This is a genomic window from Streptomyces sp. G5(2025) (assembly GCF_049542075.1).
Classification (GTDB): domain Bacteria; phylum Actinomycetota; class Actinomycetes; order Streptomycetales; family Streptomycetaceae; genus Streptomyces.
The window spans coordinates 616,506-641,106 of the sequence record NZ_JBMUZT010000006.1; the positions used below are offsets into that span (position 1 = coordinate 616,506).

Consider the following 24,601-nt stretch of genomic DNA (forward strand, 5'->3'; position numbering starts at 1 on the left):
CGTCTCTTCTCGCGTGGTCAGCATGGCCCAGGGAGGGGGGCGTCGGGCGCAGGGACATGGGGTCGCGTGCCACCGAGGTCAGGACACGTGAGGCACCCGGAACCTGCGCCGGTACTCCGTCGGCGTCGTGTGCAGACGACGGCGGAAGGCCCGTACGAGGGTGTCGGTCGTGCCGAAGCCGCACAGGGATGCGATGCGGTCGAGCGTGGCGTCGGAGGACTCCAGCTCGCGGCGGGCCTTCTCGACGCGCACCGATTCGATGTACGCGTGCGGGGTCGTGCCCAGTTCGCTCTTGAAAAGGCGGGTCAGATGCCGGTCGCTGACATGGGCGTACGCGGCGAGGTCCACGATGGTGAGCGGCTCGGAGATGTGCCGCAGGATGTGGTGGCGCAGCTCCTCGATGCGCCGGGTGGTGGAGACCTGCTCCAGCGGGACACTGAACTGGCTCTGGCCGCTGGGGCGTTTGAGGTACATCACCAACTGGCGGGCCACGCGCAGCGCGACGGCCTCGCCGAGGTCGTCGGCGATCAGGGCGAGGGAGAGGTCGAGGCAGGCGCTGATCCCGGCACCGGTCCATACGTTTCCCTCGCGGATGAAGATCGGGTCGGCGTCGACCTTCACCTCCGGGTGGTCGGCGGCCAGTCGGGGTGCGGTCGACCAGTGCGTGGTGGCCCGCTTGCCGTCGAGCAGCCCGGCGGCGGCGAGCAGATGTGCCCCGACACACACCGAGGTGATCCGGTGCGTCCGTGCCGCGAGCGCCTTCACCCGTTCGACCAGTGCGGGGTCGACGAGGGGGTGGACGCGCCCGTCGTCGTCGATCTCCACGGCCCCCGGCACGATGAGGGTGTTGATGCCGCGCTCGGCGGCCTCATCGAAGGTGAGGTCGGGCAGGACACGGACACCCGCGCCGGTGGTGACCGGGTCCATGGTCTCGGCGGCGAGGACCACGTGATAGCCGGCCGCGTCCGCGGTTTCCCGGCGGGCCAGCGCGAACACCTCCGGCGGCCCGGTGACGTCGAGGAGGTCCACATCCTCGAAGAGCACGATCACGATGAGCCGTTTCGCGGTTTCCGTCACGCTTCCCCCTGGTGTCGCTGCCGCTGTGCCACCCACCCGTAGGTCGGTTTCTGCATGTTAGACGTCATGGTGGACACCGCTGCGGGCTCATAGCGTGGTGGGCACAGCCTCCCGGACCGACACGGGCCGACGTCGGGCTGTGATCTCTCCTACGTGACGCAAAGGCGGTACACCCATGTCCAGGACCACGCTGCGCGAGCTGAACGGCTTCGTCCAGGCGCCCGCGAAGCTGGCCGAGTCGACGCTCATCCTGATCGACTTCCAGAACACCTACACCCAGGGCGTAATGGAGCTCGACGGCTGGGAGCGGTCCCTCGACGCCGCCGCGCAGCTGCTGGCCCGGGCGCGCGCTGCCGGCACGGAGATCGTGCACGTCATCAACGATGGCGGGGAGGGAACTCCGTACGACATCCGGGCGGAGATCGGCCAGATCCACCCGAAGGTCGCCCCTCTCGACGGCGAGCCGGTCGTCGTCAAGCAGGTCCCGAACGCGTTCGTCGGCACCGACCTGGCGAGCCACCTCAAGGAGGGCCAGGACGTCGTCATCGTGGGGTGGATGACCCACATGTGTGTCGCGTTCACGGCGCAGGGCGCGTTCCTCAACGGCAACCGTCCCACGGTCGCCGCCGACGCCACCGCCACCCGCACACTGCCCGTCGCGGGCACCGACGTCCCTGCCGACCAGGTGCACCAGGGCGCTCTCGCCACCATCGCCGACCTGTACGGGGTCGTCACCGCCTCTCAGAAGGAGATCGTCTGATGAAGCCGCTGCGTTCGCTCGTCATCCTGGGTGCCACCGCCCTTCTCGCGGCCACCGTGGCCGCGTGCGGCGGAGACACCGACGCCGCCGCCCGCACCGACCGGGACAACCGCACCGACCGGAACGGCCAGAAGCCGTCGCCGTCCTCCGAGCAGAACGTCGCGAAGGACACCACGACGCTGCGCGAGATCATGAAGCTCGACGAGACGCCGGCGAAGCTGTCCAACGCCACGCTGGTCCTCGTCGACTACCAGAACGTCTACACCGGCGGCCCGATGGAACTCGACGGCTGGCGTGAGTCGGTGGACAACGCCAAGGCCCTGCTGGAGCGGGCCCGCCGGGCCGACACCCCGGTCATCCACATCGTCGAAAAGGGGTACGACCTCAAGTCGAAGGCCGGGCAGATCGTTCCGGAGCTCAAGCCGGCCAAGGGCGAGGCCGTCGTCGAGAAGGCCGTCCCCAACGGCTTCCACGACACGAACCTCGACGCGGAGCTCAAGAAGAGCGGCCGCAAGAACGTCATCATCGCCGGATTCATGACCCACATGTGCACCCTGTTCACCGCCGAGGGCGCCGTCTACAACGGCTACCACCCGACCGTGGTGGGCGACGCCTCCGCGACCCGGCCGCTGCCGGTCAAGGGCAACCCCAACGGTATCCCCGCCGAGCAGGTCCACGAATCCGCGCTCGCCACGATCCAGGACCGCTTCGGCGTCGTGGTCCCGCGGCAGCGTGACATTGAGTAGCGCGGCAACAAGTAGCGCTCTCCTCGGCTGACTTCGGCGGGGGAAGGAACTCCGGTTCCTTCCCCCGCCGACGCGCGCGACACCCGCGCTCCACGACGCGCCCCGGGCAGCCCGTCAGGGCCCGTGGTGGCAGACGGCCTCGACGTTGTTGCCGTCGGGGTCACGGACGAAGGCTCCGTAGTACGCCTCGTGGTACTCCGGCCAGAGCCGGGGCGCATGCAGAACCTCGGCGCCCACGGCGAGGGCCGCGGCGTGGAAGGCGTCGACGGCGGAGCGGTCGGCCGCGGCGAAGGCGATGTGCAGCTCGCGCGCGGGCGCAGGGTCGCTCGTGGGGGCCGTGGGGACCAGCCACAGCGGGTGGCCGGTGACGCCGAAGCTGATGTTCTGGCCGTACTGCTTCTTGCGCTCACCCCCGAGCGGAGCGAGTACGGCGTCGTAGAAGGCGGCACTGGCCGCGATGTCATTCACCTGGATGGCTATGTGATCCAACATCCGCCAACCCTGCACGAGTTGTGCGGGGCTTGTCGCGCGGTTTTCCGCGGGCGTCCCGTCGAGCCGGCGACCGCTCCGGCCGAGGTCGAGACCACGGTCAGCCGCGGACCCTCGTTCTCCGGTCATAGCTCAGCCAGGAACATGCTTGATCATGTGGTAGATCGCAAGCCTACCCAGAGCGCCGGACTCTGCGGGAGAAGGCTTTCGCGCGCCCTCTTCACGGTGACGCACCTCCCCGCGAACGACGCCGGCCGGCGATCGGCACCGACCCTCGGTCCCGCGAGGCGAAGGAATCCGGCGTCGACCTCTTGCGCCGTCAACAACTCTTCTGCCACATTCACCCAAGCCCGCAATGGCATGCACGCGTCACGAGCGACCCGCCTCTGACGCGTGCGCTTCGACTGCATAGCTATGCGGTCTCGTCCTCATCCAGGACGTCTCACCCCCACACAATGGAGACGAACGTGCGAATATCCAGACTCGTCCCCGCGCTCGCGGCCACCGCACTCGCCGTTCTGGGGCTGGCCCCCACGGCAGCCGCCCAGAGCGCGTCCGGCGCCCGCACCGAGGCGCCCGTCGTCGCGTCCATCGACGGCCCGCAGCCGATCATCGGCGGCGGCTACGCCAGCAACGCACCCTGGGCGGCCCGGCTCTTCTCCAACGGCCGGCAGACGTGCAGCGCCTCGATCATCGCCCCCACCTGGATCCTCACCGCCAAGCACTGCGTCAGCGGCGGTGGCCTCTCGTTCCGCATCGGCAGCCTCGACCAGACGTCCGGCGGCACCATGGCCAACGGCGTCAGCGTCTACAACCACTCCGGTTCGGACCTGTCCCTGGTCAAGCTCGACCGCTCCGTGGCAGGCACCTACGCACGCCTCGGCAACCCCGGCTCCGTATCGGTGAACCAGACCGTGCAGGTGTACGGCTGGGGAGCGACGTCCCAGTGCGGTTCGGAGATCAACTGCCAGTCCCGGCTCCTCAAGGTCGCCAACGTCGTCGTGACCGGCGGCTGCCGCGACGCCTACCAGGGCCAGGCCATCTGCGCCCGGCGCGGCGACGGCATCACCGCGGGCGGCGACTCCGGTGGCCCGATGATGGCCAACGGCGTACAGGTCGGCGTGGCCTCCACCAGTGACCGCCAGACCACGACCGCGTACACGAACGTGACGGCGTACCGCTCCTGGATCCAGAGCACCGCGGGAGTCTGACGGCCCGTCACCTGCAAGACTGCGGCTTTGGCTTTGGCTTCCGTCTCCGCAGTGCCTCATGCCCCATGCCCCATGCCCCACATTTCGTCGCCCCCGCGCTCTCACCGCGCGGGGGCGCCCTCACATTCGTATACTCGTGCGAGATCACGATGAATGGGGCAGTGGGACAGTGAAGCTTGCCGAGGCGTTGGCGGAGCGGGCCGACGCGACGCGTCGCGTGGAGCAGTTGCGGGCGCGCATCGTCAGCAGCGCGCGCCATCAGGAGGGCGAGACGCCCGCCGAGGACGCGGCGCAGTTGCTGGCCGAAGTCTCCGAGGTGCTCGGCTCGCTGGAGGACCTCATCCGCCGGATCAACCGGACCAACGCCGCGACCGATCTGGGCGACGAGCACGGCACCCTTACCGACGCGCTCGCGCGGCGGGACGTGTTGCGGCTGCGCCACTCGGTGGTCACCTCGGCGGCCGACGCGGCCGCGGTTACGGGCGAGCGGGGGTACGGCCGCCAGCTCCGTTCCGAGCTGATGATGCTCGCCGCGTTGCCGGTCGCGGAGCTTCGCGGGCAGGCCGACGTGCTCGCGCGGGACATCCGGGAGATCGACGTGCGCATCCAGCGCACCAACTGGGAGGTCGATCTGCTGGACTGAGCGCTCCGGCAGGGAGTGACGATGTGGAGCAGGTAGCCGTCGTGGAGGCGTGCACAGACCGAGAGCCGGCGGTTTCCGGCTCACGCCTGGCGCGTGAGGAGCAACGCGGGGGTTCGATTCCCCGTCAACAGTGCAGCTCAGCACCGCGCACAGGTGACAGTGCACAGCGCACAGCACATCACCACGTGCAGATCCACGACGGCGAGGGCGGGTTCGGGGATTCCACACCACTGACGCCGGCTCGCGGCCACCGCGACAGTGCCGCCGAGGGCGGCGAGTACGGGACGGTGTTCAACGGCTGGAATTCGGTGGCGGCGCCGGCGTTCATGAAGTACCCGCCGAGGCCGCGGGCGAGCAGAACCGCCGTCAGGCCGTACATGTTCGTGAGCGCCGACTCCGGTCGGCTGCTCGACTCGCCGGGCTAGGGCCGCTCAGGAGGCGCGGCGGGTGTGTGGCCGCCGGGTGCCGACTTGTCGTGCGGTTCGGGGAGACGGCGCGTGATGAACGGTCTGCTGAGCGTGAACTCCTTGAACTTCAGGGCCGCTTCGGACAAGCGGGTGTCGCGGTTCCACACGAGAGTGAGGACACGGTGGCAGTCGGGCGCGTCGAGATGCACCCAGGCGACGGGGACGCGCGTTTCCGTGCCGGCCTGGCGGGACGCCGCCGGGATGAGGCCGATGCCGAGGCCCGCGCTGATCATGTCCTGGCTGGCGGCCGGTTCGTCGCTCTCGCAGGACAGCACCGGCGTCAGTCCCTCCGCCCCGAACAGCCGGTCCAAAAGGGCGCGTTGCCAGTGGCCGACGCGGGTGGAGACGAAGGGCTCGTCGGCGATCTCCGGGATGGTCACGCGCTCCCGTCCGTCCAGCCGGTGCCCGCAGGGAACGGCGAGCAGCACTTCCTCCCGCGTCAGCTCGACCGACTCGAAGTTGGTGCCGCTCAGCGGCTGTGACGCCATGCAGAAGTCGACCTCCCTGGCGCGCAGCCGACGGTCCATCTCCTCCGCGTTCGACTGGTAGAGCCGTACGTCGGCACGGGGGTACGCGGCACGGAAGCGGCCGAGGAGCGGGGTGACCGTCAGCAGGGTCTCGGAGGCGACGCTGACCCTGCCGAGGCCCGTGTCACGTGCCTCGCGGACGGCCCTGCGCCCGTCGTCCAGTTCGCTCAGGGCGCGGTCGACATGGCGCAGGAAGATCGCGCCGTACTGGTTGAGCCGGACGCGGCGGCCCTCGCGGTCGAAGAGCGCCGAGCCGAGGTCGGCCTCCAGGCGCGCGATGGCGCGGCTGAGCGAGGGCTGGGCGATCCGTAGCTCCTCGGCCGCGCGGCTGATGTGCTCGTACCGTGCGACGGCCTGGAAATAGCGCAACTGCAGAAGATCCACGGTCCCCCTTCACTTATGCCCTCTGGAACTTGTGCCCTCTGGGTCGCTTATGCCTTCTGGGTTATCTGCACATGACTAAACCGGTCTTGGAACGCATGAGCAAATCTCTCTAGCGTCGTCCTCAGGCACGCGTTCCGTTTCCGCCACGCGTTCCGTTTCCGCCACCCGTCGCGTCCGCCGTCCTACGGCCGTTCGTCCCCCAGGAAGGTCGCCTCATGAGCGCTGCGGATCTGGCCCGACTCCAGTTCGCGGCCACGACCGGCATCCACTGGCTGTTCGTGATCCTCACCATGGGGCTCGTCCCCCTCGTGGCGGTCATGCACACCCGCGCCGTGTTCACCCGTGATCCCGTCAAAAGAGCCCTCCGGGAGCGTACGACCCGCTTCTGGGGACAGCTCTACGTCATCAACTACGCGGTCGGCATCGTCACCGGCCTCGTCATGGAGTTCCAGTTCGGGCTCAGCTGGAGCGGGCTGAGCAAGTTCGCGGGCAACGTCTTCGGGGCCCCACTGGCGTTGGAGACCCTCATCGCCTTCTTCGCCGAGTCCACCTTCCTCGGCATGTGGATCTTCGGCTGGGGCCGGCTGCGCGGGGGCGTGCACATCACGCTGATCTGGCTGGTCACCCTGACCGCGTACGCCTCGGGGTACTGGATCCTGATCGCCAACGGCTTCATGCAGCACCCGGTGGGTTACGAAGTACGCGACGGCGCCGCCTACTTGACCGACTTCGGAGCGTTGCTCACGAACTCCAGCGCCCTGGTCGCCCTCCTCCACCTCACGCTGGGCGCTCTGACGACGGGCGGTGTCTTCGTCGCGGGTGTCAGCGCGTACCACTTCCTGCGGCGCACCGAGGAGACGGAGCTTTTCCGCACCTCCCTCAAGCTGGGGCTCTGGGTGTCGACGGTCGCCTCCTTCTTCGTGGTCGTCGTGGGCGAGATGCAGCGGCCCATCATCGAGCGCACGCAGCCCATGAAGGACGCGGTGCTGGAGAACAGCGGCGTCGCCGAAGTACAGGCACAGCTCGTCAAGGAGCACGGGCCGGGCGACTACGTGCCCTGGCAGGACACCGTGCGGATCTCGATGGACGTCATGACCATCATCGGCAACACGGTCTCCACCATCACCTTCATCGCCCTCGTCCTCCTGTGGAAGGACCGTCTGATGCGCTGGCGGTGGGCCTCCTGGATCCTGGTGGCGACGGTTCCGTTCCCCTTCGTCGCCTCCGTCGGCGGCTGGGTCGTCCGCGAGGTCGGGCGGCAACCCTGGATCGTGTACGGCCAGTTGACGGTCGAGGACGCTCTCTCCCACGTCGGCCGGACCTCGCTGCTGGTGTCCTGCACCTTGTTCATCGCCATTTTCCTCGCCTTGGCGGTGACGAACTGGACCCTCATCACGCGCTTCGCCCTCCGCGGCCCCGACGCCACACAGCTCGGCGCCACCGAGCCGCTCCCGGACGACGTCCCCGAGGGGCCGGAGGGCGGCGCCGACGAGAAGCAGCCGTTGCCCGCCTTTTGAGCCGGGCGCAGCGCGCTGCCGCCCCCGCCCCTACCCCGAAGGAAGTTGAGCGAGTTGAGCGAGATGAATCTGGAGACCGCCTGGCTGGCCCTCCTCGGCCTGCTGCTCGCCGGGTACTTCGTGCTCGGCGGCTATGACTACGGCGCACAGATGCTGCACCCCTTCCTCGGCCGGGACGGCCAGGACGGCCAGGCCAGCCAGGACGGCCAGGCCAGCCAGGACGGTCACGTCAGTCACGACGGTCATGACGGTCATGACGGTCATGACGAGAAGCCCCTGCGCGGGAACGCCGCGCTCGACGCCATCGCGCCGTTCTTCCTCGGCAACGAGGTCTGGCTGGTCGCCTTCACCGGCGTTCTCTTCGGCGCCTTCCCGCACCTGGAGGGCACCCTCCTGTCCGGGCTGTATCCGCTGATCGTGGCGATCCTCGCCGGCCTGGTCCTCGGCAACGCCGCGGTACAGCTGCGCGGGCGCGCCCGCGGCGCCGCCAGCCGCCGGCGGTGGAACGCCCTGATCGTGCTCGGCGGCGCGCTGCCCGCCGTGTGCTGGGGGCTCGTCCTGGGGCTGCTGCTCCACGGCGTGCCCCGCCGCGCCGACGGCAGCTTCCACATCGGGCCCGGCGAGGTGCTCACGCCCTTCGTGCTGGGCTGTGGCCTGACCACCGCGCTGCTCTTCGCGGCGCACGGCGCGGCCTTCGTCGCCCTGCGATCGGGCCCCGACGTGGCGTCCAGGGCACGGCGGTCGGGGGCGCTCCTGCTGCGGGCGACCGGAGCCGTGGCCTGCCTTCCCCTGCTCCTCACGCTCTTCGGCGCGGGCGCCTCGATGAACAACCGCGGGACCTCGGCGGTGCTCGCCGTCCTGTTCGCGGCGGCGCTGGCCGGCGCCTGGTGGTCCCTGGCCCGCGGGTACCACGTCCGGGGGTTCGCGGGCACATCCTGCGCCGCGGTGCTGCCGGTGCTGCTCGTCGGGGCCGGCCACTACCCGTACGTCCTCACCGACGCGGCCGGGGGCGGGATGACCATCGGTCAGGCGGCGACGGACGGCGTGACGTTGAAGATCCTCACGGCGTTCGGCATCGTGCTGGTTCCGGTGATCCTCGCCTACCAGACGTGGAGTTGGTGGGCTTTTCGCGGGCGGACGGGCCGCCGTCACCCCAGCTACTTCTGAAGCCCCCGGTGCACGCCGTCCACCGCTGAAACCGCACGATCGACGAGAGGCAAAGGCACCGAGATGAAGCCGGTCGAACGCCGCCTGCTGCGTGAACTCCCCGCGCTGCGCCGCCACATGGCGTGGTCCGCGACGCTGGCGCTGCTCGGCGCCGGGACCGTCGTGGCCCAGGCGGTGCTGCTCGCCGGGCTCCTCGCGGACGGGTTCGCCGGGCGGGAGCCCGGGACCGCCCCGCTGGCCGCGCTGGGCTGCGTCATGGCCCTGCGCGCACTGCTGACGTGGGCCCGCGGCGCCCTCGCGCAACGCGCCGCGGCCGACGCCAAGCGGGTTCTGCGGGAGCGGATCACCGGCCGGTTGCGCCACACCGCGCCGCGACGGCTGGCGGCCCGCCGCCACGGCGAGACGGCCACCCTGCTCACCCGGGGCCTCGACGCCCTGGACCCGTACGTCGTCGGCTACTTGCCCACGATGACGGCCACCGCGGTGGTGCCGGTGACGGTCGTCGCCTGGCTGGGGTGGACCGACTGGACGTCGGCGCTGATCGTCGTCGTGACGCTGCCGCTGATCCCGGTGTTCGGTGCGCTGGTCGGCCTGCACACCGCCCGGCGCACCGCCCGGCAGTGGTCGCTCCTCGCGCGCCTCGGCGGTCACTTCCTGGACGTGGTCGCCGGGCTGCCGACGCTGCGCGCCTTCGGCCGTGAGGCGCATCAGACCCGGGTGGTGGGCGAGATGGCGGAGGCGCACCGGCGGGCCACGATGCGGACGTTGCGCGTGGCGTTCCTGTCCTCCTTCGTCCTGGAGACGGTCGCCACGCTCTCCGTGGCGCTGGTGGCCGTGCCGGTCGGATTGCGGCTGCTCGGCGGCGAGTTGGTCCTGCGGACGGCTCTGACCGTGCTGTTCCTCGCCCCGGAGGCGTACCTGCCGCTGCGCGCGGCGGGCGCCGCCTTCCATGACAGCGCCGAGGGCATCGCGGTGGCCGAGCGGGTCTTCGCGCTCCTCGACGCGGAGGAGGCGCCCGCCCCGCCTGCGGCTCCTCCCGTCCCGGTCCCTGCGGCGCGCACGGCACGCCTGCGCCTCGACGCGGTCACCGTCCGCTACCCCGGCAGGGCCGCGCCCGCCCTGCGGCGGGTCTCCCTCGACGTCCGCCCCGGCGAGCATGTGGCGCTGGTCGGCCCGAGCGGGGCGGGCAAGTCCACGCTGCTGGCGCTGCTCCTGGGCTTCGTGGCCCCTGCGTCGGGCCGGGTCGAGGTCGGCGGCACCGACCTCGCGGACGTCGATCCGGACACCTGGCGCACGCAGGTCGCGTGGGTACCGCAGCGCCCCCACCTGTTCGCGGCGTCCGTCGCGGACAACATCCGCCTCGGGCGGCCCGACGCGAGCGACGCCGAGGTGCGGGAGGCGGCGCGGGCGGCCTCGGCCGATCTCTTCGTCGAGCGGCTGCCACAGGCGTACGACACAGTGCTCGGCGAGCACGGCGCCGGGCTCTCCGCCGGGCAGCGCCAACGTGTCGCCCTGGCCCGCGCGTTCCTCAAGGACGCGCCCCTCCTTCTCCTCGACGAGCCGACCGCCCATCTCGACCCCGAGAGCGAGGCCGCCGTCACGCGCGCCACCGTCGCGCTCCTGCGCGGCCGGACCGCGCTCGTGGTCGCACACCGCACAAGCCTGTTGCCGCATGCCGACCGGATCGTGACGGTACGGGCGGGCGGTCTGGCACTGCCCCAAGCAGCCGCGTCTCAGGGCCTGGTGACGTCGTGACAGAGAATCACACGAAAGGGCCCGGGGCCGTACGCCACCCAGGACCCGTCCCCGCACGCGCCTCCCGCCCCACCCTCCGCCTCCTGCGGCACCTCCTGCCGTACTGGCGCAGGCTGCTGCCCGCCGTGCTCGCGTCGGTCGGCAGTGAGCTCGCCGCCGCCGCGCTGATGGCCACCGCCGCCTGGTTGATCACCCGTGCCGCGGAGCAGCCGCCGATCGCGTCCGTGAGCCTGGCGATCGTCGCCGTACGCGCGCTGGCCCTGGGGCGGGGAGCCCTGCGCTACGCCGACCGGCTCCTCGGGCACGACGGCGTGCTGCGGGCCGTCGCCGGCTTCCGCACCCGGGTGTACGAGGCCCTGGTGCCGCTCGCCCCCGCGGGCACGCCCGCCTTCCGCGGCGGTGATCTGCTGACCCGCCTGGTCGACGACGTGGACGCCGCGCAGGACCTGCTGCTGCGGGTACTGTTCCCCGGCGCGGCCGCCTGCGCGGTGGCCGTCGCCGCCACCGGGACTGCCATGGCGCTCCTGCCCCAGGCGGGCTTCGTGCTCGGCCTGCTCCTGGCCGTGGCGGGGCTCTGCGTCCCCGCCCTGGTGCTCGCGCTGTCCCGTCGTACGGGCCGCGCGCAGAAGGCCGCCCGAGGTGAACTGGCCGCGCTCACCCTGGACTTGACGCAAGGAGCGGCGGACCTCGCCGCGTACGGCGCCCGGGACCGCGCGGCTGAGCGGGCCCGGCGCGCCGCCGCCCGGATCGCCGCCCTGGAGCGCCGAGCGGCCCTCACCGCCTCGCTCGCCTCGGCCGTGGTGCTCCTGCTGCAAGGCGGGGCGACGGTCGGGGTGGCCTGGCTGGCGCTGCGCGCGCACGCGGGCGGCGATCTGGCCGCCGTACAGCTGACCGTTCTCGCGGTGCTCGCGCTGGTCGCCTTCGATGCTCTGGGGCCGCTGCCCGCCGCCGCCCGGCGACTCGCGGAAGTGCGGGCGTCGGCGCGCAGGCTGGCCGACCTCTTCGACACGCCTCCCCCGGTCACCGACCCGCCCGCCGCCGGGCCACTCGGCGTCGACGAGCCGCTCGGCGTCGACATCACCGACCTGCGGGTGCGCCACCGCCCCGACGGCCCCCCGGCCCTGGACGGCGTGAGCCTGCGGCTGCCGCCCGGCCACCGGGTCGTGCTCCTCGGGGCCAGCGGCTCGGGCAAGTCGACGCTGATCGCGGCGCTGATGCGGTTCATCCCGTACGAGTCCGGGAGCATCCGCGTCGGCGGGCGCGAACTGCGTGACCTCGCCGGCGCCGACGCGCGGCGCGCGATCACCGGCATGACCCAGGACGCGCATGTCTTCCATGCCACGGTCCGTGCCAACCTCCTCCTGGCCCGCCCCGGCGCCACGGACGCCGACCTGCGCGAGGCGGCCGGCCGGGCGCGGCTCCTGGACTGGATCGAGTCGTTGCCCGACCGCTGGGACACGCTCCTCGGCGGGGACGGCGCCGCGATGTCGGGCGGCCAGCGCAGTCGTCTGCTGCTGGCCCGCGCGCTCCTCGCCGACCCGCCCGTCCTCGTCCTGGACGAACCCACCGAGGGACTGGACCCGCACACCGCCGCCGCCGTGCTCGCCGACATCCTCGACGCCACGCGGGGCCGCACCACGCTTCTGGTCACCCATGACCGGTCGGGGATCGCCGCCGCCGACCGGATCGTGGATCTGGACGCGTGCTCATCCGGCCACCGGGTCCCGGCGCGCGAGACGGAGCCGATTTGCCAGTAATCCAAAGGATGTACCGGAATGTCGTTCCCGGTGGTGATTCGCCGTCCGGGGCGGCGACCCAGCATGGAAGGAGATCCCGGACGAAGGCGGTGGCACCATGCTGCACGACGTATCTGATGGACCTCACCCCCGGCACGAAGGGCTTCAGCCCCTTCTCGACGAGCTGGCCCGCGTCGCCGCGCTGCCCCTGGAGCGCGGCGAGACCCTGCCCGCCCGCGCCTACACCGACGAGGGCTTCCACCGGCTCGAACACGACCGTGTCTTCCGCGGCGACTGGCTGTGCGTCGGCCACGTCTCCCAGGTCGCCCGGCCCGGTGACTATCTCCGCACCGAAGCGGCCGGTGAGCCGCTGGTCGTCACCCGCGACGAGGAGGGCGGCCTGCACGCGCTCTCGCGGGTGTGCAGGCACCGCTTCATGGACATCCTGCCGCCCGAGACCACCCCGGAGCAGGGGTCCTTGGAGCGCCTCATGTGTCCGTACCACACCTGGACGTACCGGCTGAACGGCGAGTACGCGGGGCAGCTGGCCGGCGCCCCGATGATGAGCAAGGTCGACTTCGACCGTGCGGCGTGCAGGCTGCCCCGGTACCGCCTGGAGGAGTGGAACGGGCTCCTCATGGTCTGCGCCGACCCGGCCGTCCCGCCGCTCGCGCCGCAGCTGGCCGAGCTGACCGACCGGATCGCGCCCTACGGTCTGGCGGACCTCGTCGTCGCGTACACGGACCGGTGGGAGGGCGTGCCCGCGAACTGGAAGGTCGCGTTCGAGAACGGCTCGGAGAACTACCACCACATGGGGACGCACGCCTCCACGCTCGACACCCTCGTCCCCGGCAAGGACACGGTCGTCGACGAGAGCGAAGGGCGCTGGTTCAGCATGTACACGCCGTTCGCGCTCGACGCGCCGGGCCTGGCCGACGGGGACGCTCCGAGGGTCGGGACCCTGATCCCGGGCCTCGGCGAGCGGGAGCTGTCCGGCATGACGGTCGCGGGCCTCTTCCCGAACCTGGTGATGGCTCTGCTGCCCGACAGCGTCACCTTCGTGCGCTGGGTGCCGACCGGTCCGGCCACACATGACGCGCTCGTGACGGTACTGGTCCCGGCGCGGGCCGAGCGGGACCCGGACTTCGGGGCGTACGTCGAGGCGTCCCGGCGGCAGTTCGAGATGATCCAGAACGAGGATCTGGTCGCCGTGCGGGGCGTGCAGCGGGGCCTGGCGACCGATCCGGCGCCCTCGGGCGGGCGCTTCTCGCATCTGGAGCGGCCCCTGTGGCAGTTCCAGCGGTATCTGGCCGACCGCCTGGCGCCCGCACACCCGGCCCCGGCCCCTGCCCCCGAACAGCTCTGACCCGGCGGCTTCGTGGTACTCCTCCGGTACGCCACCAAGGAGGCCACCACCGTATGAACGACCACTCCCCCGCCGCCTGCGGCCTGCCCGGCCCCGGCGACCGGCCCACCGTCGCCGACCGGGCCTGGCTGGCGATCGCCTGCCGGCTCGCCACGCAGTGCCCGCCCTCCGACACCGCGCTCAGCGTGGGCGCGGTCGTCGTCGCCGACGACGGCACCGAGCTGGCCCGCGCCCACTCCCGCGAGAGGGACCCGGACGACCACGCCGAGGAAGACGCCTTCGCCAAGATCGACCCCGCCGATCCGCGGCTGGCCGGAGCGACGGTCTACAGCTCCCTGGCACCGTGCGCGCGGCGCGCCTCGCGGCCCCGCGCCTGCGCCCGGCTGATCAGCGAGTCGGGGGTGCGGCGGCTGGTCACCGCCTGGCGCGAGCCCGGCACATCGTTGCCCGAGGCGCACGGCACGGAGTTCCTGGAGGGCGCGGGCGTCACCGTACTCGAACTGCCGGAGTACGCCGACGCGGCGAAGGCGCCCAACGCGCACCTGCTGTAGCGCGGACGCCGCTGTGGCGCGCCGACGTGGTCACGCCGCGCCGCGCCTCACGCCTGGAACTCGGTGAGGTCGATGGCGTGGACGAACAGCGGGTGGCCGTACTCCGGGTGCTCCACCTCGCGTTCCAGGTGCATGCCGAGCTTGCGCACGACGTTCTCGGAAGCGTTGTCGCCCACCCGGTGGATACTGACGACCCGGTCGATTCCACGGTCCTGGAGCGCGAACTCCAGCGTGGCCTGGGCGGCCTCGGAGGCGTACCCCTGGCCCCAGAACTGGGCGCCGAGCCGCCAGGCGATGGCCGCGTCGGCCGCCGCCTCCGGCAGGAACTCCGGCACGTACAGGCCGGTGAAGCCGGCCAGCTCGCCCGAGGCGAGGAGCTCGACGGCGAAGAGGCCGTAGCCCTCGTCGTCCCACTCCTCCTCCCACCGCTCGATGTCCTCCGCGGTCTGCTCCAGGTCGCGGACCCGGCCGTCATCGACCCAGTGCATCACCCGCGGGTCCGCGTTGATCTCCGCCATGGACGAGAGGTCGTCGTCGTGCCATCGGCGGAGGAGGAGGCGGGGCGTGCGGATCTCGGTCATGGACCCATCCTGCCCAAGGCGGGGCGCTGATCGTTAATCGGCGGCTCGCTCCGCTCCGGCCCCATGTGAAGCAGATCACACGGCCGACCTGTCACGGTTCGCCGGAGCGGGGTGTCTCGATGGGCATGTCCGGACGGACGCCCATGAGCCCCAAGGGTTCGAGGGCTCAGGAGAGGAGCCGTGTGAACGACCAGTGTGTGGACCCGCCGGGCGAACCGTGCGCTCCGGGGCCGGGACGGGCCGATGACCCGTTCATCGAGCACCGCCCCCTGCTGTTCACCATCGCCTACGAGATGCTGGGCAGCGCCACCGACGCCGAGGACGTACTCCAGGAGAGCTATCTGCGGTGGAGCGCGGTCGACCGTGCCGAGGTCGAACATCCGCGCGCCTATCTGGTCCGCGTGGTGACCCGCCAGGCCCTCAACCACCTGCGCGCGGTCAGGGCGCGGCGTGAGGAGTACGTCGGCACCTGGCTGCCCGAGCCGATCCGCACCGCGCCCGAGGTGAGCGAGGACGTCATCCTGGCCGAGTCGGTGTCGATGGCCGTGATGCTCGTCCTGGAGACGCTGGGCCCGGCCGAGCGCGCGGTGTTCCTGCTGCACGACGTGTTCGGCTACACCCATCCGGAGATCGCCGCCACGATCGGCAAGAGCGAGGTCACCGTCCGGCAGATCGCCCACCGCGCCCGGCGGCACGTGCACGCGCGGCGGCGCCGCTTCGAGCCCGACTCCGACGCCACGCGGGAGATCATCCAGCGGTTCCTGCTCGCGGCGGCGACGGGTGAGGTCCAGGCGCTCATGGATCTCCTGGCCCCGGATGTCGTGCAGATCTCCGACGGCGGCGGGAAGGTGTCGGCCGCCCGCCGTCCGATCGTCGGCCGCGAGGAGGTGGCCCGGTTCGTCCTGGGCGTGGCCCGTACCGGCGCCGCGGACGCCCCCGTCGAGCACGTCACCTGCAACGGCATGCCCGCCGCGCGGTTCCTCGCGGGCGGCGAGCTGGACTGGCTGCTCGCCTTCGAGATCCGGGACGGCCGGATCACCGGCCTGTACGGCATCCGCAACCCCGACAAGCTGCACCGCGCCGACACCGTGCGCGCTCTCGACAGAGGAGGACTCCGGCCATGGAAACCATGACGGTCGAACGTGTCGTCAACGCCCCGATCGACGACGTCTTCGCCTGGCTCACGACGACCACGAACTACACGCGCTCACCCTGGGTGGTGCGTTGCCGTCTGACCCGGCGCGGCGAGGGCGCGCCCTACGGGGTCGGCGCGGTGCGCGGCCACCTCTGGCTGATCGGCTGGTTCCGGGAACGCATCACCCAGTACGACCCGCCGTACTCCACGGAGTACGTCGTGGACCGCAGCCTGCCGCCGTCCCGGCACGAGGTGGGGCGTATGACGTTCGCCGAGGTGGACGGCGGCACACTGGTCCGCTGGACCACGCGCGCCGAGGTCCGGGTGCCGTTGCTCGGCGCGGCCCTGACCCGGCACGTGGCGCGGCCGGTCATCACACGCACCTTTGGCACCATCCTGGAAGCAGCCGACACCGCTCTGACCGCCGCGCGGGGAGCAGCCGGGCGGACCACGCCGCACGGGTAGCCGAACGGGTTCACGCGGCTGACTGCGGGACCTCGGGGCCGCTCACGCGCCGACGTACTCCGCGAGGTGCTCGCCGGTGAGGGTCGGCCGGGCGGCCACGAGGTCGGCCGGGGTGCCCTCGAAGACGATCCGGCCGCCGTCGTGACCGGCGCCGGGGCCGAGGTCGATGATCCAGTCGGCGTGCGCCATGACCGCCTGGTGGTGCTCGACGACGACGACCGACTTGCCGGACTCCACGAGCCGGTCCAGCAGGCCGAGGAGCTGCTCGACGTCGGCGAGATGCAGGCCGGTGGTCGGCTCGTCGAGGACGTACACTCCCCCCTTCTCGCCCATGTGGGTCGCCAGCTTGAGCCGCTGCCGCTCGCCGCCGGACAGGGTGGTGAGCGGCTGGCCGAGCGTGAGGTAGCCGAGGCCGACGTCGGCGAGCCGCTCCAGGATCCTGTGCGCGGCCGGGGTGCGCGCCTCGCCCGCGCCGAAGAACTCCTGCGCCTCGGCCACCGGCATCGCGAGCACCTCGCTGATGTCGCGCCCGCCGAGGCGGTACTCCAGGACCGACGCCTCGAACCGCCTGCCCTCGCACTCCTCGCACGGGGTCGCGATGCCCGCCATCATCGCCAGGTCGGTGTAAATCACCCCGGCGCCGTTGCAGTTGGGGCAGGCGCCCTCGGAATTGGCACTGAACAGCGCCGGCTTGACGCCGTTGGCCTTCGCGAACGCCTTGCGGATGGGGTCGAGCAGTCCGGTGTATGTCGCCGGGTTGCTGCGCCTCGAACCGCGGATGGCGCTCTGGTCGATGGCCACCACGCCTTGGTCGGCGACCGCGGAGCCCTTGACCAGCGACCCGTGCACGAGCGAACTCTTGCCGGAGCCCGCGACGCCGGTGACGACGGTCAGCACACCGAGCGGGATGTCCACGTCGACGTCACGGAGGTTGTTCGCCGACGCGCCGCGGATCTCCAGCGCGCCGGTGGGCTCGCGCACCGTCTCCTTGAGGGCGGCCCGGTCGTCGAAGTGGCGGCCGGTGATGGTGCCGCCGGTCCGCAGCCCTTCGACGGTGCCCTCGAAGCAGACGGTGCCGCCCGCCGTGCCGGCGCCGGGGCCGAGGTCGACGACGTGGTCGGCGATCGCGATCGTCTCCGGCTTGTGCTCCACGACCAGGACCGTGTTGCCCTTGTCCCGCAGGCGCAGCAGCAGGTTGTTCATGCGCTGGATGTCGTGGGGGTGCAGGCCGACGGTGGGCTCGTCGAAGACGTATGTGACGTCGGTGAGCGAGGAGCCGAGATGGCGGATCATCTTGACGCGCTGCGCCTCGCCTCCCGACAGGGTGCCCGCCGGCCGGTCGAGGGCGAGGTAGCCGAGGCCGATCTCCACGAACGAGTCGAGCGTCTGCCGCAGGGCGGTGAGCAGCGGCGCCACCGAGGGGTCGTCGAGGCCGCGTACCCACTCGGCCAGGTCCCTGATCTCCATCGCGCAGGCGTCGGCGATGGAGATTTTCTTGATCTTCGACGAGCGGGCCGCCTCGCTGAGCCGGGTGCCGTCGCACTCGGGGCACGTCGTGAAAGTGACCGCCCGCTCCACGAACGCCCGGATGTGCGGCTGCATCGCCTCCTTGTCCTTGGACAGGAAGGACTTCTGGATCTTGGGGATCAGGCCTTCGTAGGTGAGGTTGGCGCCCTCCACCTTCACCTTGGTCGGCTCCCGGTAGAGGAAGTCCTGCATCTCGCGCTTGGTGTACTTCCGGATCGGCTTGTCGGGGTCGAGCAGGCCCGACTCGGCGTAGACCCGCACGGTCCAGAAGCTGTCGGACTTCCAGCCGGGGATGGTGAAGGCGCCCTCGGCGAGGGACTTGGTGTCGTCGTAGAGCTGGGTGAGGTCGATGTCGGAGACCGAGCCCCGGCCCTCGCATCTCGTACACATGCCGCCGGTGCGGGTGAAGGTCCGTTTGACGGTTCTGGTCTTGTCGGCCCCTCGGTCGACCTTGAACGCGCCGGAGGCCTGAACCGAGGCGACGTTGAAGGAGAACGCCGCCGACGAGCCGATGTACGGCTTGCCCAGGCGGCTGAAGAGGATGCGCAGCATGGCGTTGGCGTCGGTGGCGGTGCCGACCGTGGAGCGGGGGTCGGCGCCCATGCGCTGCTGGTCCACGGTGATCACGGTGGTCAGCCCGTCGAGCACGTCGACGTCGGGCCGCGCCGGTGTCGGCATGAAGCCCTGGAGGAAGGCGCTGTAGGTTTCGTTGATCATCCGCTGCGACTCCGCGGCGATCGTGTTGAACACGAGCGAGCTCTTGCCCGAGCCGGAGACACCGGTGAACACCGTGAGGCGGCGCTTGGGGATCTCGATGCTGATGTCTTTGAGGTTGTTCTCCCGCGCGCCGTGCACCCGGATCAGGTCGTGGCTGTCGGCGGCGTGCGGCGCGGGCGGCTGCGGGGTCGGCGCATGGTGGTGGTCCATGGCGCTCACGCTAGCGGCGGGGCGTGGGCCACGCTTCTCCATTCCTGATGCGTACTCCTGATCCATGCGCGAAGCAGCCCCGGCCCGTACGCGACGTAGCCCCGGCGCATACGCGACGTAGCCCCAGGGCCCGGGCAACGGCGCCCGGGGCCTGAGGCTTTGCGTGTGTGTCGCTGTGTGTCGCGCGTGCGTCCCGCTTAACCGAACTGGCCGACCTGGTAGTCACCGGCGGGCTGCTGGACCATGACGTTGAGGCGGTTGAAGGCGTTCATGAGGGCGATCAGGGACACGAGGGCGACGAGCTGCTCCTCGTCGTAGTGCTTGGCGGCGTCCGCCCAGGCCTCGTCCGTGACGCCACCGGCCGCGTCGGCGACGCGGGTGCCCTGCTCGGTCAGTTCCAGGGCGGCGCGCTCGGCGTCGGTGAAGACCGTGGCCTCCCGCCAGGCCGCGATCATGTTGAGGCGCAGCGCGGTCTCCCCCGCGGCGGCCGCCTCCTTGGTGTGCATGTCGAGGCAGAAGCCGCAGCCGTTGATCTGGCTGGTGCGGATCTTCACCAGCTCCTGCGTCGCGGCGGGCAGCGCCGAGTCCGCGAGCGCCTTCCCCGCCGAGGTGAAGTGCTTCAGGGCCTTGCCCGCGAGCGGGCTGGCGAAGAAGTTCAGTCGTGCGTCCATGGTGGGCTCCTCTGCCGTTGTCGATGGCTACACCCCTCTGACGGAACGGACGACAGGGAATGTGACACGGCCGGATGTGACCCGCGTCTCACCCCGCGGTGGACCGGCGGCACCGTAAGCGGGGCCCCGCCAGCCTGCGACCCGTGATCAACTCATACGCGCGCCTCGACGACACCGAGGTGGCCATAGCCGCGGCCCTCGCGGGCGGGGACGTCGTACGCGACCTGTACGGACGACGCCTCAGCCGGATCGACAAGGGCGCCGGGGACTTCGCCACCGCCGCCGACGTGGCGGCGGAGAAGGCGATCCTCGGCGTCGTCGGTGCCGCGCGGCCGGACGACGCGCTGTTCGGCGAGGAGAGCGGGCGGCAGGGCGCGAGCGGCGCGGAGCGCCAGTGGCTGGTGGATCCCCTGTGCGGCACGCTCAACTACGCCGTCGGCAGCACGCTGGTGGCGGTCAACGTCGCGCTGGGCGGCGGTGCGGCCGCGGTCGTGGACCCGTTCGGCGGCGAGGTCTTCTGCACCGACGGCGTGAGCGCCTGGACGCGCCGTGAGGGCGGCGAGGCGCCGCTGTCGCCGTCGTCCGCCACGCGGCTGGTGGACGTCAATCCGGACCCGCCCTTTCCGAGCGCGCCCGGTTTCCGCTCGGTGGAGCTTCTCGCCCACCCGCGGTTCGTCGCGGACTTCCGCCCCCGGATCGTGTCGACGACGCCGGCGCTGGCCCGGGTCGTGGCCGGCAGGCGCGCCGCGTACGCCACCGACGGCACGCATCTGTACGGGAGCGTCCACTTCGCCGCGGGGATCGCCGTGTGCCGGGCCGCCGGATGCGTGGTCACCGGCATCGACGGCGCTCCGATCGGCCCGGGAAGCCGGGGTCTCGTGGCCGCCGCGGACGCCGGGACGCACGCGCAGTTGACGTCGGTGATACGCGGCCGATGTCAGTGATACGCGACCTCGGCCGGCGCCCGGCCGAGGTGCCCTGAGCGGGACTACGGGGTTCCGGGGGTCTTGCGGGTGGTGACGTTCATCCGGTTCCAGGTGTTGACCGTGAAGATGAGCGCGATGAGCTGGGCCAGCTCCTGCTCCTCGAAGTGCCGGGCGGCCTCGTCGTACACGGCGTCCGGGACTCCGTCGGGCAGCCGGGTGACCGCCTCGGTCAGGGCGAGCGCGGCCCGCTCCTGCGCCGTGTAGAGACTGGACTCCTGCCAGCCGTCGAGCTGGTAGATGCGGGCCTCGCTCTCGCCCGCCTTGCGGGCGTCGCCCGTGTGGTAGTCGAGGCAGTACGCGCACCGGTTGATCTGGGACGCGCGGATCTGGACGAGTTCGAGCAGCACCGGGTCGAGGCCCTGACGGGCGGCGGCGTCCAGGGCGAGGACGGCCTTGAAGACCTTGGGGGCGACGGTGGCGAAGTTCATGCGCTGGGGAATCTCGACTGCTGGCATGCCAAGAACCCTAGGAGCGGATTAGCCCCCCGGTATGGTGCATTCTCATGTCAGATCGATGGGGCAATACCGCCGACGGGCGCGCGCCGGAGCCGGGCACCGGATCCGGTTCCGATTTCCACCTGGAGCTGAGCGGGAAGGGCACCCTGCGCGAGCAGTTGATGCGTGCCTTGCGTGAGGCCATCGGCTCCGGGCGCCTGGCCCCCGGCACCCGCCTGCCTCCGTACCGCAGTCTGGCCCGGGACCTCGGCATCGCCCTCAACACCGTCGGCGAGGCGTACGGCGAACTCGTCGCGGAGGGCTGGCTCGTGGCCCGGCAGGGGTCGGGCACCCGCGTCGCGCGGCGCAGCACACCGCTGCCGCCGGACCGCTCGCGCCGCTCGGCGCCGCCGGTCCGCCGCCCCGCGTACGACCTGATGCCGACCTCACCGGATGCCGCCGCGTTCCCCCGCTCGGCCTGGCAGACCTCGGCGCGGCGTGCGCTGAACGCGGCGCCCAACGACGCGTTCGGCGTGGGCGATCCGCGAGGCCGCGTCGAACTGCGCACCGCGCTCACGGAATACCTGGCCCGGGCCCGTGGCGTACGTACCGCACCCCACCGGATCGTCGTCTGCGCCGGCTTCGCCCACGCGCTGAGCATGCTCGGCCAGGTACTTGACGGTGCGGTGGCCGTCGAGTCGTACGGTCTGGGCTTCCATCGCTCGCTCCTGACCGCGGCCGGGCGGCGCACCGTCCCGCTGTCCGTGGACGCGCGGGGAGCCGTGATCGACGAACTCCCGGCGACGGGCGCGGAAGCGGTACTGCTCACGCCCGCCCACCAGTTCCCCACCGGGGGGCCGCTCCACCCGTCCCGCAGGGCCGCGGTGATCGACTGGGCGCGGGCGGGCGGCGGGCTGGTGATCGAGGACGACTACGACGGCGAGTTCCGTTACGACCGGCAGCCGGTCGGCGCCGTGCAGGGCCTCGACCCGGACCGCGTCGTCTACATCGGGTCGACCAGCAAGAGCCTGTCACCGGCGCTGCGCATCGGCTGGATGGCCTTGCCCTACCACCTGGTTGACGACATCCTCGCCGTCAAGGGCGCCCGCGAACTGTGGACGGGGGGCCTGGAACAGCTCACCCTCGCCGACTTCATCGCCTGCGGTGCCTACGACCGGCATCTGCGCCGCATGCGGCTGACCTACCGGCGACGGCGCGACCGGCTCGTCGCCACGCTCGGGGCGCGGGCGCCGCACATCGGGATCGGCGGGATCGCCGCCGGGCTGCACGCCGTCCTCGACCTGCCGCCGGGCACCGAACAGGCAGCGGTGCGCGCGGCCTCCCGGCAGGGCCTCGCTCTCGAAGGCCTCGCTGCCTACCGCCATCCCGACAGCGCCATGCCGCCCCGCGAGGGTCTCGTCATCGGGTACGGCACTCCGCCCGACCATGCCGTCGACGGCGCGCTGGCGGCCTTGTGCCTGGCCCTGCCGGACCCGGAGTGAGGCCTCGCGGCTTCACGGTTTCACGCCGGGTAGGGGGCGGGTGGCCGCCGCCGCGGATGAGGCAGAATGCCGGGCCGGTGATGTGGGGGGTTCTGTACTGCTGCTCGACCTGCGGTGCGGCCGCGTGAGCGTCCGGAGGCGTTCCACCACGCGCTGACCGATTCCTCGGTGAGCCGCACCTTCAAGGCCGTCCACGGCCAGCCGCCTCAGCAGCGGTGCCGCTTGGTCCTCATGGCGGGGGCAGAGGCGAGGGAGGCTGCGGCGGGCGGCACAGCCCTGGGCGCCGATGCCGCCCGGTCAGCCGACGCCGTTCCGGGCCCGCGCTGACGCCGCGGCCATCGGGATGCGTTGCGGGCCGTGGCGTTCGGCGAGCAGCCGCTTGCGATGGCCGCTGCGGCGGACGGCGGTGACCAGGACGATGGCGGCGCAGATGAGGATTCCGACGACAGGGAACAGGCCGGCCAGTATCAGCCAGCCCCCGAACGCGACAAGGCCTCCGGGGTCTCCGATGGCGTACCGGGACGGCCCTTGGGAGGTGCAGGTGATCTTGTACTCGCCTGCCCGCGGAACGTGGATGGTGTGGAGCGGGTTCCAGGCCGCGTCGCGGGTGAGGAACACGTCGATTCCCGGATCAGTGAGACGGGGGGCTCCCGGGCCGGTGATGTCGCACGACTGGTCGGGGGACGGACCTCGCTCCTTGATCCAGAGCGCCTTCTCGTCTTCCGGATCGAGCCGGAGAGTGACGGTGTCGCCGTCGGCGAACTGATGGCCGGTGTCCACCGCGTCGACCACGTCGTGGAACCGGGACACACCGATGACCGCGCCCAGCGCGGTCAGCACGACGGCGATCACGGCCGCTGTGGCATACCAGTGACGGCCGGGCCGGAGTTCGTTCGCCGGTATCCGCGGTGGTGGGGAGGGCTGCATCGGCACACCTTAGCGACACACACCGGACCGGCCGACCGACCGTCCTGCGTCCTGCCGTCCTGCGTTCTGCCGTCCTGCCCGGCGGATCATGTGGCCGGTCGAGCGTCGGCTTTCCCCGCCTCCGCCGTCCCCTTGGTCCGGCCGTCGCGCCAGTCGCTGGGCGACATGCCGTACGCCGCGCGGAAACCGCGGCTGAAATACGTGGCGCTGGCGAAGCCCCAGCGTCTGGCGACCGCCGACACCGTGATGTCCCCGCGGCCCGGTCGGGCCAGCTCCCCCCGGGCCTCCTCCAGGCGGCGGTGCTGGATCCACCGGCCGACCGTGCTGCCGTGGCCCTCGAAGAGCTTGTGGAGGTAGCGGATCGAGATGTGCCGGGCCTCCGCGACGGCCGCGGGTGTGAGGTTCCGGTCCCAGCGGTGTGCGTCGACGTACGCGCGCGTCCGGCGCATCAGTGCGTCGCGGCCCCGTGGTCCGGGGTCGGCCTCCTCGACGGCCAGCAGGTCGACCCGTTCGGCGGTGGCGCCCGCCAGCCGGAGCGCGGTCCGCGGCGCTCCCCCGGGCAAGGTGTCGACCAGCTGCCGCAGCAACGTGCCGAGCAGGGAGGCCACCGGGCCGTCGGCGAACGGCGCCCGGCCGCTCAGGTCGCGGACCTGGTCGTCGGTCAGGGTGAGGGCGCGCCGCGACATCCGGATCAGGTGCAGTTCGTACTCCGCCTCGGCGCCAGTCATCCGCAGGACGCGCAGGCCGGCGTCGCGCGCCCTGGTCTCGGCGACTTTCAGGAGCGCGGTCTTGCCCATACCGGGGTCGCCCCGCAGGAGGACGGACGTCCCGACGGCGGCGATGCCGGCCAGGGCCGCGTCGATGGCGGTGAGCTGCTCGTCCCGTCCCGCGAGCTCCTCGGCTCCGCGCTCTTCCCCGGCCACCGGGCCACCCCTCATGAAATCCGCTGCCACACCCTCTCCCCCGCCCTCAGACGGTGCCGGTCAGCGTGCCTGCGGTAGGCGGTGAAACCGGTCGACGGCGAGCGCCACGTGGACGAGCGGGACCGGG

At 71.7% G+C, this 24,601-nt stretch carries 24 protein-coding genes; 15 read left to right on the forward strand and 9 right to left on the reverse strand.

From position 1 onward, the window contains the following. Window positions 1-78: 78 nt before the first annotated feature. Window positions 79-1,077 (reverse strand): GlxA family transcriptional regulator, encoded by a 999-nt coding sequence (locus ACOBQB_RS13550; protein ID WP_423591744.1) that lies wholly within the window; start codon window positions 1,075-1,077, stop codon window positions 79-81. Between the two features lie 175 nt (window positions 1,078-1,252). Here ACOBQB_RS13550 and ACOBQB_RS13555 point away from each other — a divergent pair, with 175 nt between their 5' ends. Both ACOBQB_RS13555 and ACOBQB_RS13560 read left to right on the forward strand, forming a co-directional pair. Beyond that, window positions 1,253-1,837: an isochorismatase family protein gene (locus ACOBQB_RS13555; RefSeq protein WP_423591746.1), complete on the forward strand. Its 585-nt coding sequence runs from the start codon at window positions 1,253-1,255 to the stop codon at window positions 1,835-1,837. Continuing rightward, window positions 1,837-2,583 (forward strand): cysteine hydrolase family protein, encoded by a 747-nt coding sequence (locus ACOBQB_RS13560; RefSeq protein ID WP_423591748.1) that lies wholly within the window; start codon window positions 1,837-1,839, stop codon window positions 2,581-2,583. The genes ACOBQB_RS13555 and ACOBQB_RS13560 overlap by 1 nt, the downstream gene beginning before the upstream one ends. Before the next feature lie 114 nt (window positions 2,584-2,697). On the opposite strand, the gene ACOBQB_RS13565 is transcribed toward ACOBQB_RS13560, so the two are convergent. After that, window positions 2,698-3,075, reverse strand: a complete 378-nt coding sequence (locus ACOBQB_RS13565; RefSeq protein ID WP_423591749.1) for a VOC family protein — start codon at window positions 3,073-3,075, stop codon at window positions 2,698-2,700. 464 nt (window positions 3,076-3,539) lie between these two features. Here ACOBQB_RS13565 and ACOBQB_RS13570 point away from each other — a divergent pair, with 464 nt between their 5' ends. The 3 genes from ACOBQB_RS13570 to ACOBQB_RS13580 all read left to right on the forward strand — a co-directional run bounded on the left by ACOBQB_RS13570 (window position 3,540) and on the right by ACOBQB_RS13580 (window position 5,351). Next, window positions 3,540-4,283, forward strand: coding sequence for a S1 family peptidase (locus ACOBQB_RS13570; protein WP_423591751.1), 744 nt, complete (start codon window positions 3,540-3,542; stop codon window positions 4,281-4,283). A 169-nt stretch (window positions 4,284-4,452) separates the two neighbouring features. Then, window positions 4,453-4,926 (forward strand): DIP1984 family protein, encoded by a 474-nt coding sequence (locus ACOBQB_RS13575; RefSeq protein ID WP_423591752.1) that lies wholly within the window; start codon window positions 4,453-4,455, stop codon window positions 4,924-4,926. Between the two features lie 185 nt (window positions 4,927-5,111). Next, window positions 5,112-5,351 (forward strand): hypothetical protein, encoded by a 240-nt coding sequence (locus ACOBQB_RS13580; RefSeq protein ID WP_423591753.1) that lies wholly within the window; start codon window positions 5,112-5,114, stop codon window positions 5,349-5,351. Here ACOBQB_RS13580 and ACOBQB_RS13585 read toward each other — a convergent pair. After that, on the reverse strand, window positions 5,348-6,304 hold the full coding sequence (locus ACOBQB_RS13585) for a LysR family transcriptional regulator (protein ID WP_423591754.1): 957 nt from the start codon (window positions 6,302-6,304) through the stop codon (window positions 5,348-5,350). The two genes, ACOBQB_RS13580 and ACOBQB_RS13585, sit on opposite strands and share 4 nt — an antisense overlap. 215 nt (window positions 6,305-6,519) lie before the next feature. Here ACOBQB_RS13585 and ACOBQB_RS13590 point away from each other — a divergent pair, with 215 nt between their 5' ends. The 6 genes from ACOBQB_RS13590 to ACOBQB_RS13615 all read left to right on the forward strand — a co-directional run bounded on the left by ACOBQB_RS13590 (window position 6,520) and on the right by ACOBQB_RS13615 (window position 14,396). Further along, window positions 6,520-7,821, forward strand: coding sequence for a cytochrome ubiquinol oxidase subunit I (locus tag ACOBQB_RS13590; RefSeq protein WP_423591756.1), 1,302 nt, complete (start codon window positions 6,520-6,522; stop codon window positions 7,819-7,821). A gap of 63 nt (window positions 7,822-7,884) precedes the next feature. Then, on the forward strand, window positions 7,885-8,988 hold the full coding sequence (locus tag ACOBQB_RS13595) for a cytochrome d ubiquinol oxidase subunit II (protein ID WP_423598452.1): 1,104 nt from the start codon (window positions 7,885-7,887) through the stop codon (window positions 8,986-8,988). A 63-nt stretch (window positions 8,989-9,051) separates the two neighbouring features. Continuing rightward, window positions 9,052-10,743, forward strand: coding sequence for a thiol reductant ABC exporter subunit CydD (gene cydD, locus ACOBQB_RS13600; RefSeq protein WP_423591758.1), 1,692 nt, complete (start codon window positions 9,052-9,054; stop codon window positions 10,741-10,743). After that, complete coding sequence (gene cydC, locus ACOBQB_RS13605) at window positions 10,740-12,500, forward strand: thiol reductant ABC exporter subunit CydC (RefSeq protein ID WP_423591760.1); 1,761 nt, start codon at window positions 10,740-10,742, stop codon at window positions 12,498-12,500. Before cydD ends, cydC begins: the two co-directional genes overlap by 4 nt. A gap of 97 nt (window positions 12,501-12,597) precedes the next feature. Continuing rightward, the gene (locus ACOBQB_RS13610) at window positions 12,598-13,845 is read left to right on the forward strand and encodes an aromatic ring-hydroxylating oxygenase subunit alpha (protein ID WP_423591762.1); all 1,248 of its coding nucleotides are present in this window, start codon (window positions 12,598-12,600) and stop codon (window positions 13,843-13,845) included. 53 nt (window positions 13,846-13,898) lie between these two features. Next, entirely contained in the window at window positions 13,899-14,396 is a 498-nt protein-coding gene (locus ACOBQB_RS13615) for a hypothetical protein (RefSeq protein ID WP_423591764.1), read from the forward strand. A 47-nt stretch (window positions 14,397-14,443) separates the two neighbouring features. Here the strand turns inward: ACOBQB_RS13615 and ACOBQB_RS13620 are convergent, their stop codons facing one another. Beyond that, window positions 14,444-14,977, reverse strand: coding sequence for a GNAT family N-acetyltransferase (locus tag ACOBQB_RS13620; protein ID WP_423591765.1), 534 nt, complete (start codon window positions 14,975-14,977; stop codon window positions 14,444-14,446). A gap of 182 nt (window positions 14,978-15,159) precedes the next feature. Here ACOBQB_RS13620 and ACOBQB_RS13625 point away from each other — a divergent pair, with 182 nt between their 5' ends. Both ACOBQB_RS13625 and ACOBQB_RS13630 read left to right on the forward strand, forming a co-directional pair. After that, window positions 15,160-16,110 carry an RNA polymerase sigma-70 factor gene (locus ACOBQB_RS13625; RefSeq protein ID WP_423591767.1) on the forward strand — a complete coding sequence of 317 codons (951 nt, stop codon included), beginning with the start codon at window positions 15,160-15,162 and terminating at the stop codon, window positions 16,108-16,110. Continuing rightward, window positions 16,098-16,577, forward strand: a complete 480-nt coding sequence (locus tag ACOBQB_RS13630; protein WP_423591768.1) for an SRPBCC family protein — start codon at window positions 16,098-16,100, stop codon at window positions 16,575-16,577. The genes ACOBQB_RS13625 and ACOBQB_RS13630 overlap by 13 nt, the downstream gene beginning before the upstream one ends. A gap of 42 nt (window positions 16,578-16,619) precedes the next feature. Here the strand turns inward: ACOBQB_RS13630 and ACOBQB_RS13635 are convergent, their stop codons facing one another. Together ACOBQB_RS13635 and ACOBQB_RS13640 are read right to left on the reverse strand one after the other, a co-directional pair. Next, window positions 16,620-19,031 (reverse strand): ATP-binding cassette domain-containing protein, encoded by a 2,412-nt coding sequence (locus ACOBQB_RS13635; RefSeq protein WP_423591770.1) that lies wholly within the window; start codon window positions 19,029-19,031, stop codon window positions 16,620-16,622. A 197-nt stretch (window positions 19,032-19,228) separates the two neighbouring features. Further along, entirely contained in the window at window positions 19,229-19,702 is a 474-nt protein-coding gene (locus tag ACOBQB_RS13640) for a carboxymuconolactone decarboxylase family protein (protein ID WP_423591772.1), read from the reverse strand. Between the two features lie 143 nt (window positions 19,703-19,845). Here ACOBQB_RS13640 and ACOBQB_RS13645 point away from each other — a divergent pair, with 143 nt between their 5' ends. Then, window positions 19,846-20,646, forward strand: a complete 801-nt coding sequence (locus tag ACOBQB_RS13645) for an inositol monophosphatase family protein (RefSeq protein ID WP_423591774.1) — start codon at window positions 19,846-19,848, stop codon at window positions 20,644-20,646. Window positions 20,647-20,690: 44 nt separating this feature from the next. Here ACOBQB_RS13645 and ACOBQB_RS13650 read toward each other — a convergent pair whose 3' ends face one another. After that, window positions 20,691-21,116, reverse strand: a complete 426-nt coding sequence (locus ACOBQB_RS13650; protein WP_423598454.1) for a carboxymuconolactone decarboxylase family protein — start codon at window positions 21,114-21,116, stop codon at window positions 20,691-20,693. A 74-nt stretch (window positions 21,117-21,190) separates the two neighbouring features. Here ACOBQB_RS13650 and ACOBQB_RS13655 point away from each other — a divergent pair, with 74 nt between their 5' ends. Then, window positions 21,191-22,624, forward strand: a complete 1,434-nt coding sequence (locus ACOBQB_RS13655; protein ID WP_423591776.1) for a PLP-dependent aminotransferase family protein — start codon at window positions 21,191-21,193, stop codon at window positions 22,622-22,624. Between the two features lie 297 nt (window positions 22,625-22,921). Here ACOBQB_RS13655 and ACOBQB_RS13660 read toward each other — a convergent pair whose 3' ends face one another. Both ACOBQB_RS13660 and ACOBQB_RS13665 read right to left on the reverse strand, forming a co-directional pair. Beyond that, the gene (locus tag ACOBQB_RS13660; RefSeq protein WP_423591778.1) at window positions 22,922-23,551 is read right to left on the reverse strand and encodes a hypothetical protein; all 630 of its coding nucleotides are present in this window, start codon (window positions 23,549-23,551) and stop codon (window positions 22,922-22,924) included. An 86-nt stretch (window positions 23,552-23,637) separates the two neighbouring features. Continuing rightward, window positions 23,638-24,504, reverse strand: a complete 867-nt coding sequence (locus ACOBQB_RS13665; RefSeq protein WP_423591780.1) for a helix-turn-helix domain-containing protein — start codon at window positions 24,502-24,504, stop codon at window positions 23,638-23,640. Window positions 24,505-24,601: the final 97 nt, after the last annotated feature.

Bases quoted from the DNA above. Each gene is read 5' to 3' on its own strand.
- ACOBQB_RS13555 (WP_423591746.1), top strand. From the start codon at position 1,253: ATGTCCAGGACCACGCTGCGCGAGCTGAACGGCTTCGTCCAGGCGCCC.
- ACOBQB_RS13560 (WP_423591748.1), top strand. From the start codon at position 1,837: ATGAAGCCGCTGCGTTCGCTCGTCATCCTGGGTGCCACCGCCCTTCTC.
- ACOBQB_RS13565 (WP_423591749.1), bottom strand. From the start codon at position 3,075: ATGTTGGATCACATAGCCATCCAGGTGAATGACATCGCGGCCAGTGCC.
- ACOBQB_RS13590 (WP_423591756.1), top strand. From the start codon at position 6,520: ATGAGCGCTGCGGATCTGGCCCGACTCCAGTTCGCGGCCACGACCGGC.
- ACOBQB_RS13595 (WP_423598452.1), top strand. From the start codon at position 7,885: ATGAATCTGGAGACCGCCTGGCTGGCCCTCCTCGGCCTGCTGCTCGCC.
- cydD (WP_423591758.1), top strand. From the start codon at position 9,052: ATGAAGCCGGTCGAACGCCGCCTGCTGCGTGAACTCCCCGCGCTGCGC.
- ACOBQB_RS13610 (WP_423591762.1), top strand. From the start codon at position 12,598: ATGCTGCACGACGTATCTGATGGACCTCACCCCCGGCACGAAGGGCTT.
- ACOBQB_RS13615 (WP_423591764.1), top strand. From the start codon at position 13,899: ATGAACGACCACTCCCCCGCCGCCTGCGGCCTGCCCGGCCCCGGCGAC.
- ACOBQB_RS13620 (WP_423591765.1), bottom strand. From the start codon at position 14,977: ATGACCGAGATCCGCACGCCCCGCCTCCTCCTCCGCCGATGGCACGAC.
- ACOBQB_RS13630 (WP_423591768.1), top strand. From the start codon at position 16,098: ATGGAAACCATGACGGTCGAACGTGTCGTCAACGCCCCGATCGACGAC.
- ACOBQB_RS13635 (WP_423591770.1), bottom strand. From the start codon at position 19,031: ATGGACCACCACCATGCGCCGACCCCGCAGCCGCCCGCGCCGCACGCC.
- ACOBQB_RS13640 (WP_423591772.1), bottom strand. From the start codon at position 19,702: ATGGACGCACGACTGAACTTCTTCGCCAGCCCGCTCGCGGGCAAGGCC.
- ACOBQB_RS13650 (WP_423598454.1), bottom strand. From the start codon at position 21,116: ATGAACTTCGCCACCGTCGCCCCCAAGGTCTTCAAGGCCGTCCTCGCC.
- ACOBQB_RS13655 (WP_423591776.1), top strand. From the start codon at position 21,191: ATGTCAGATCGATGGGGCAATACCGCCGACGGGCGCGCGCCGGAGCCG.
- ACOBQB_RS13660 (WP_423591778.1), bottom strand. From the start codon at position 23,551: ATGCAGCCCTCCCCACCACCGCGGATACCGGCGAACGAACTCCGGCCC.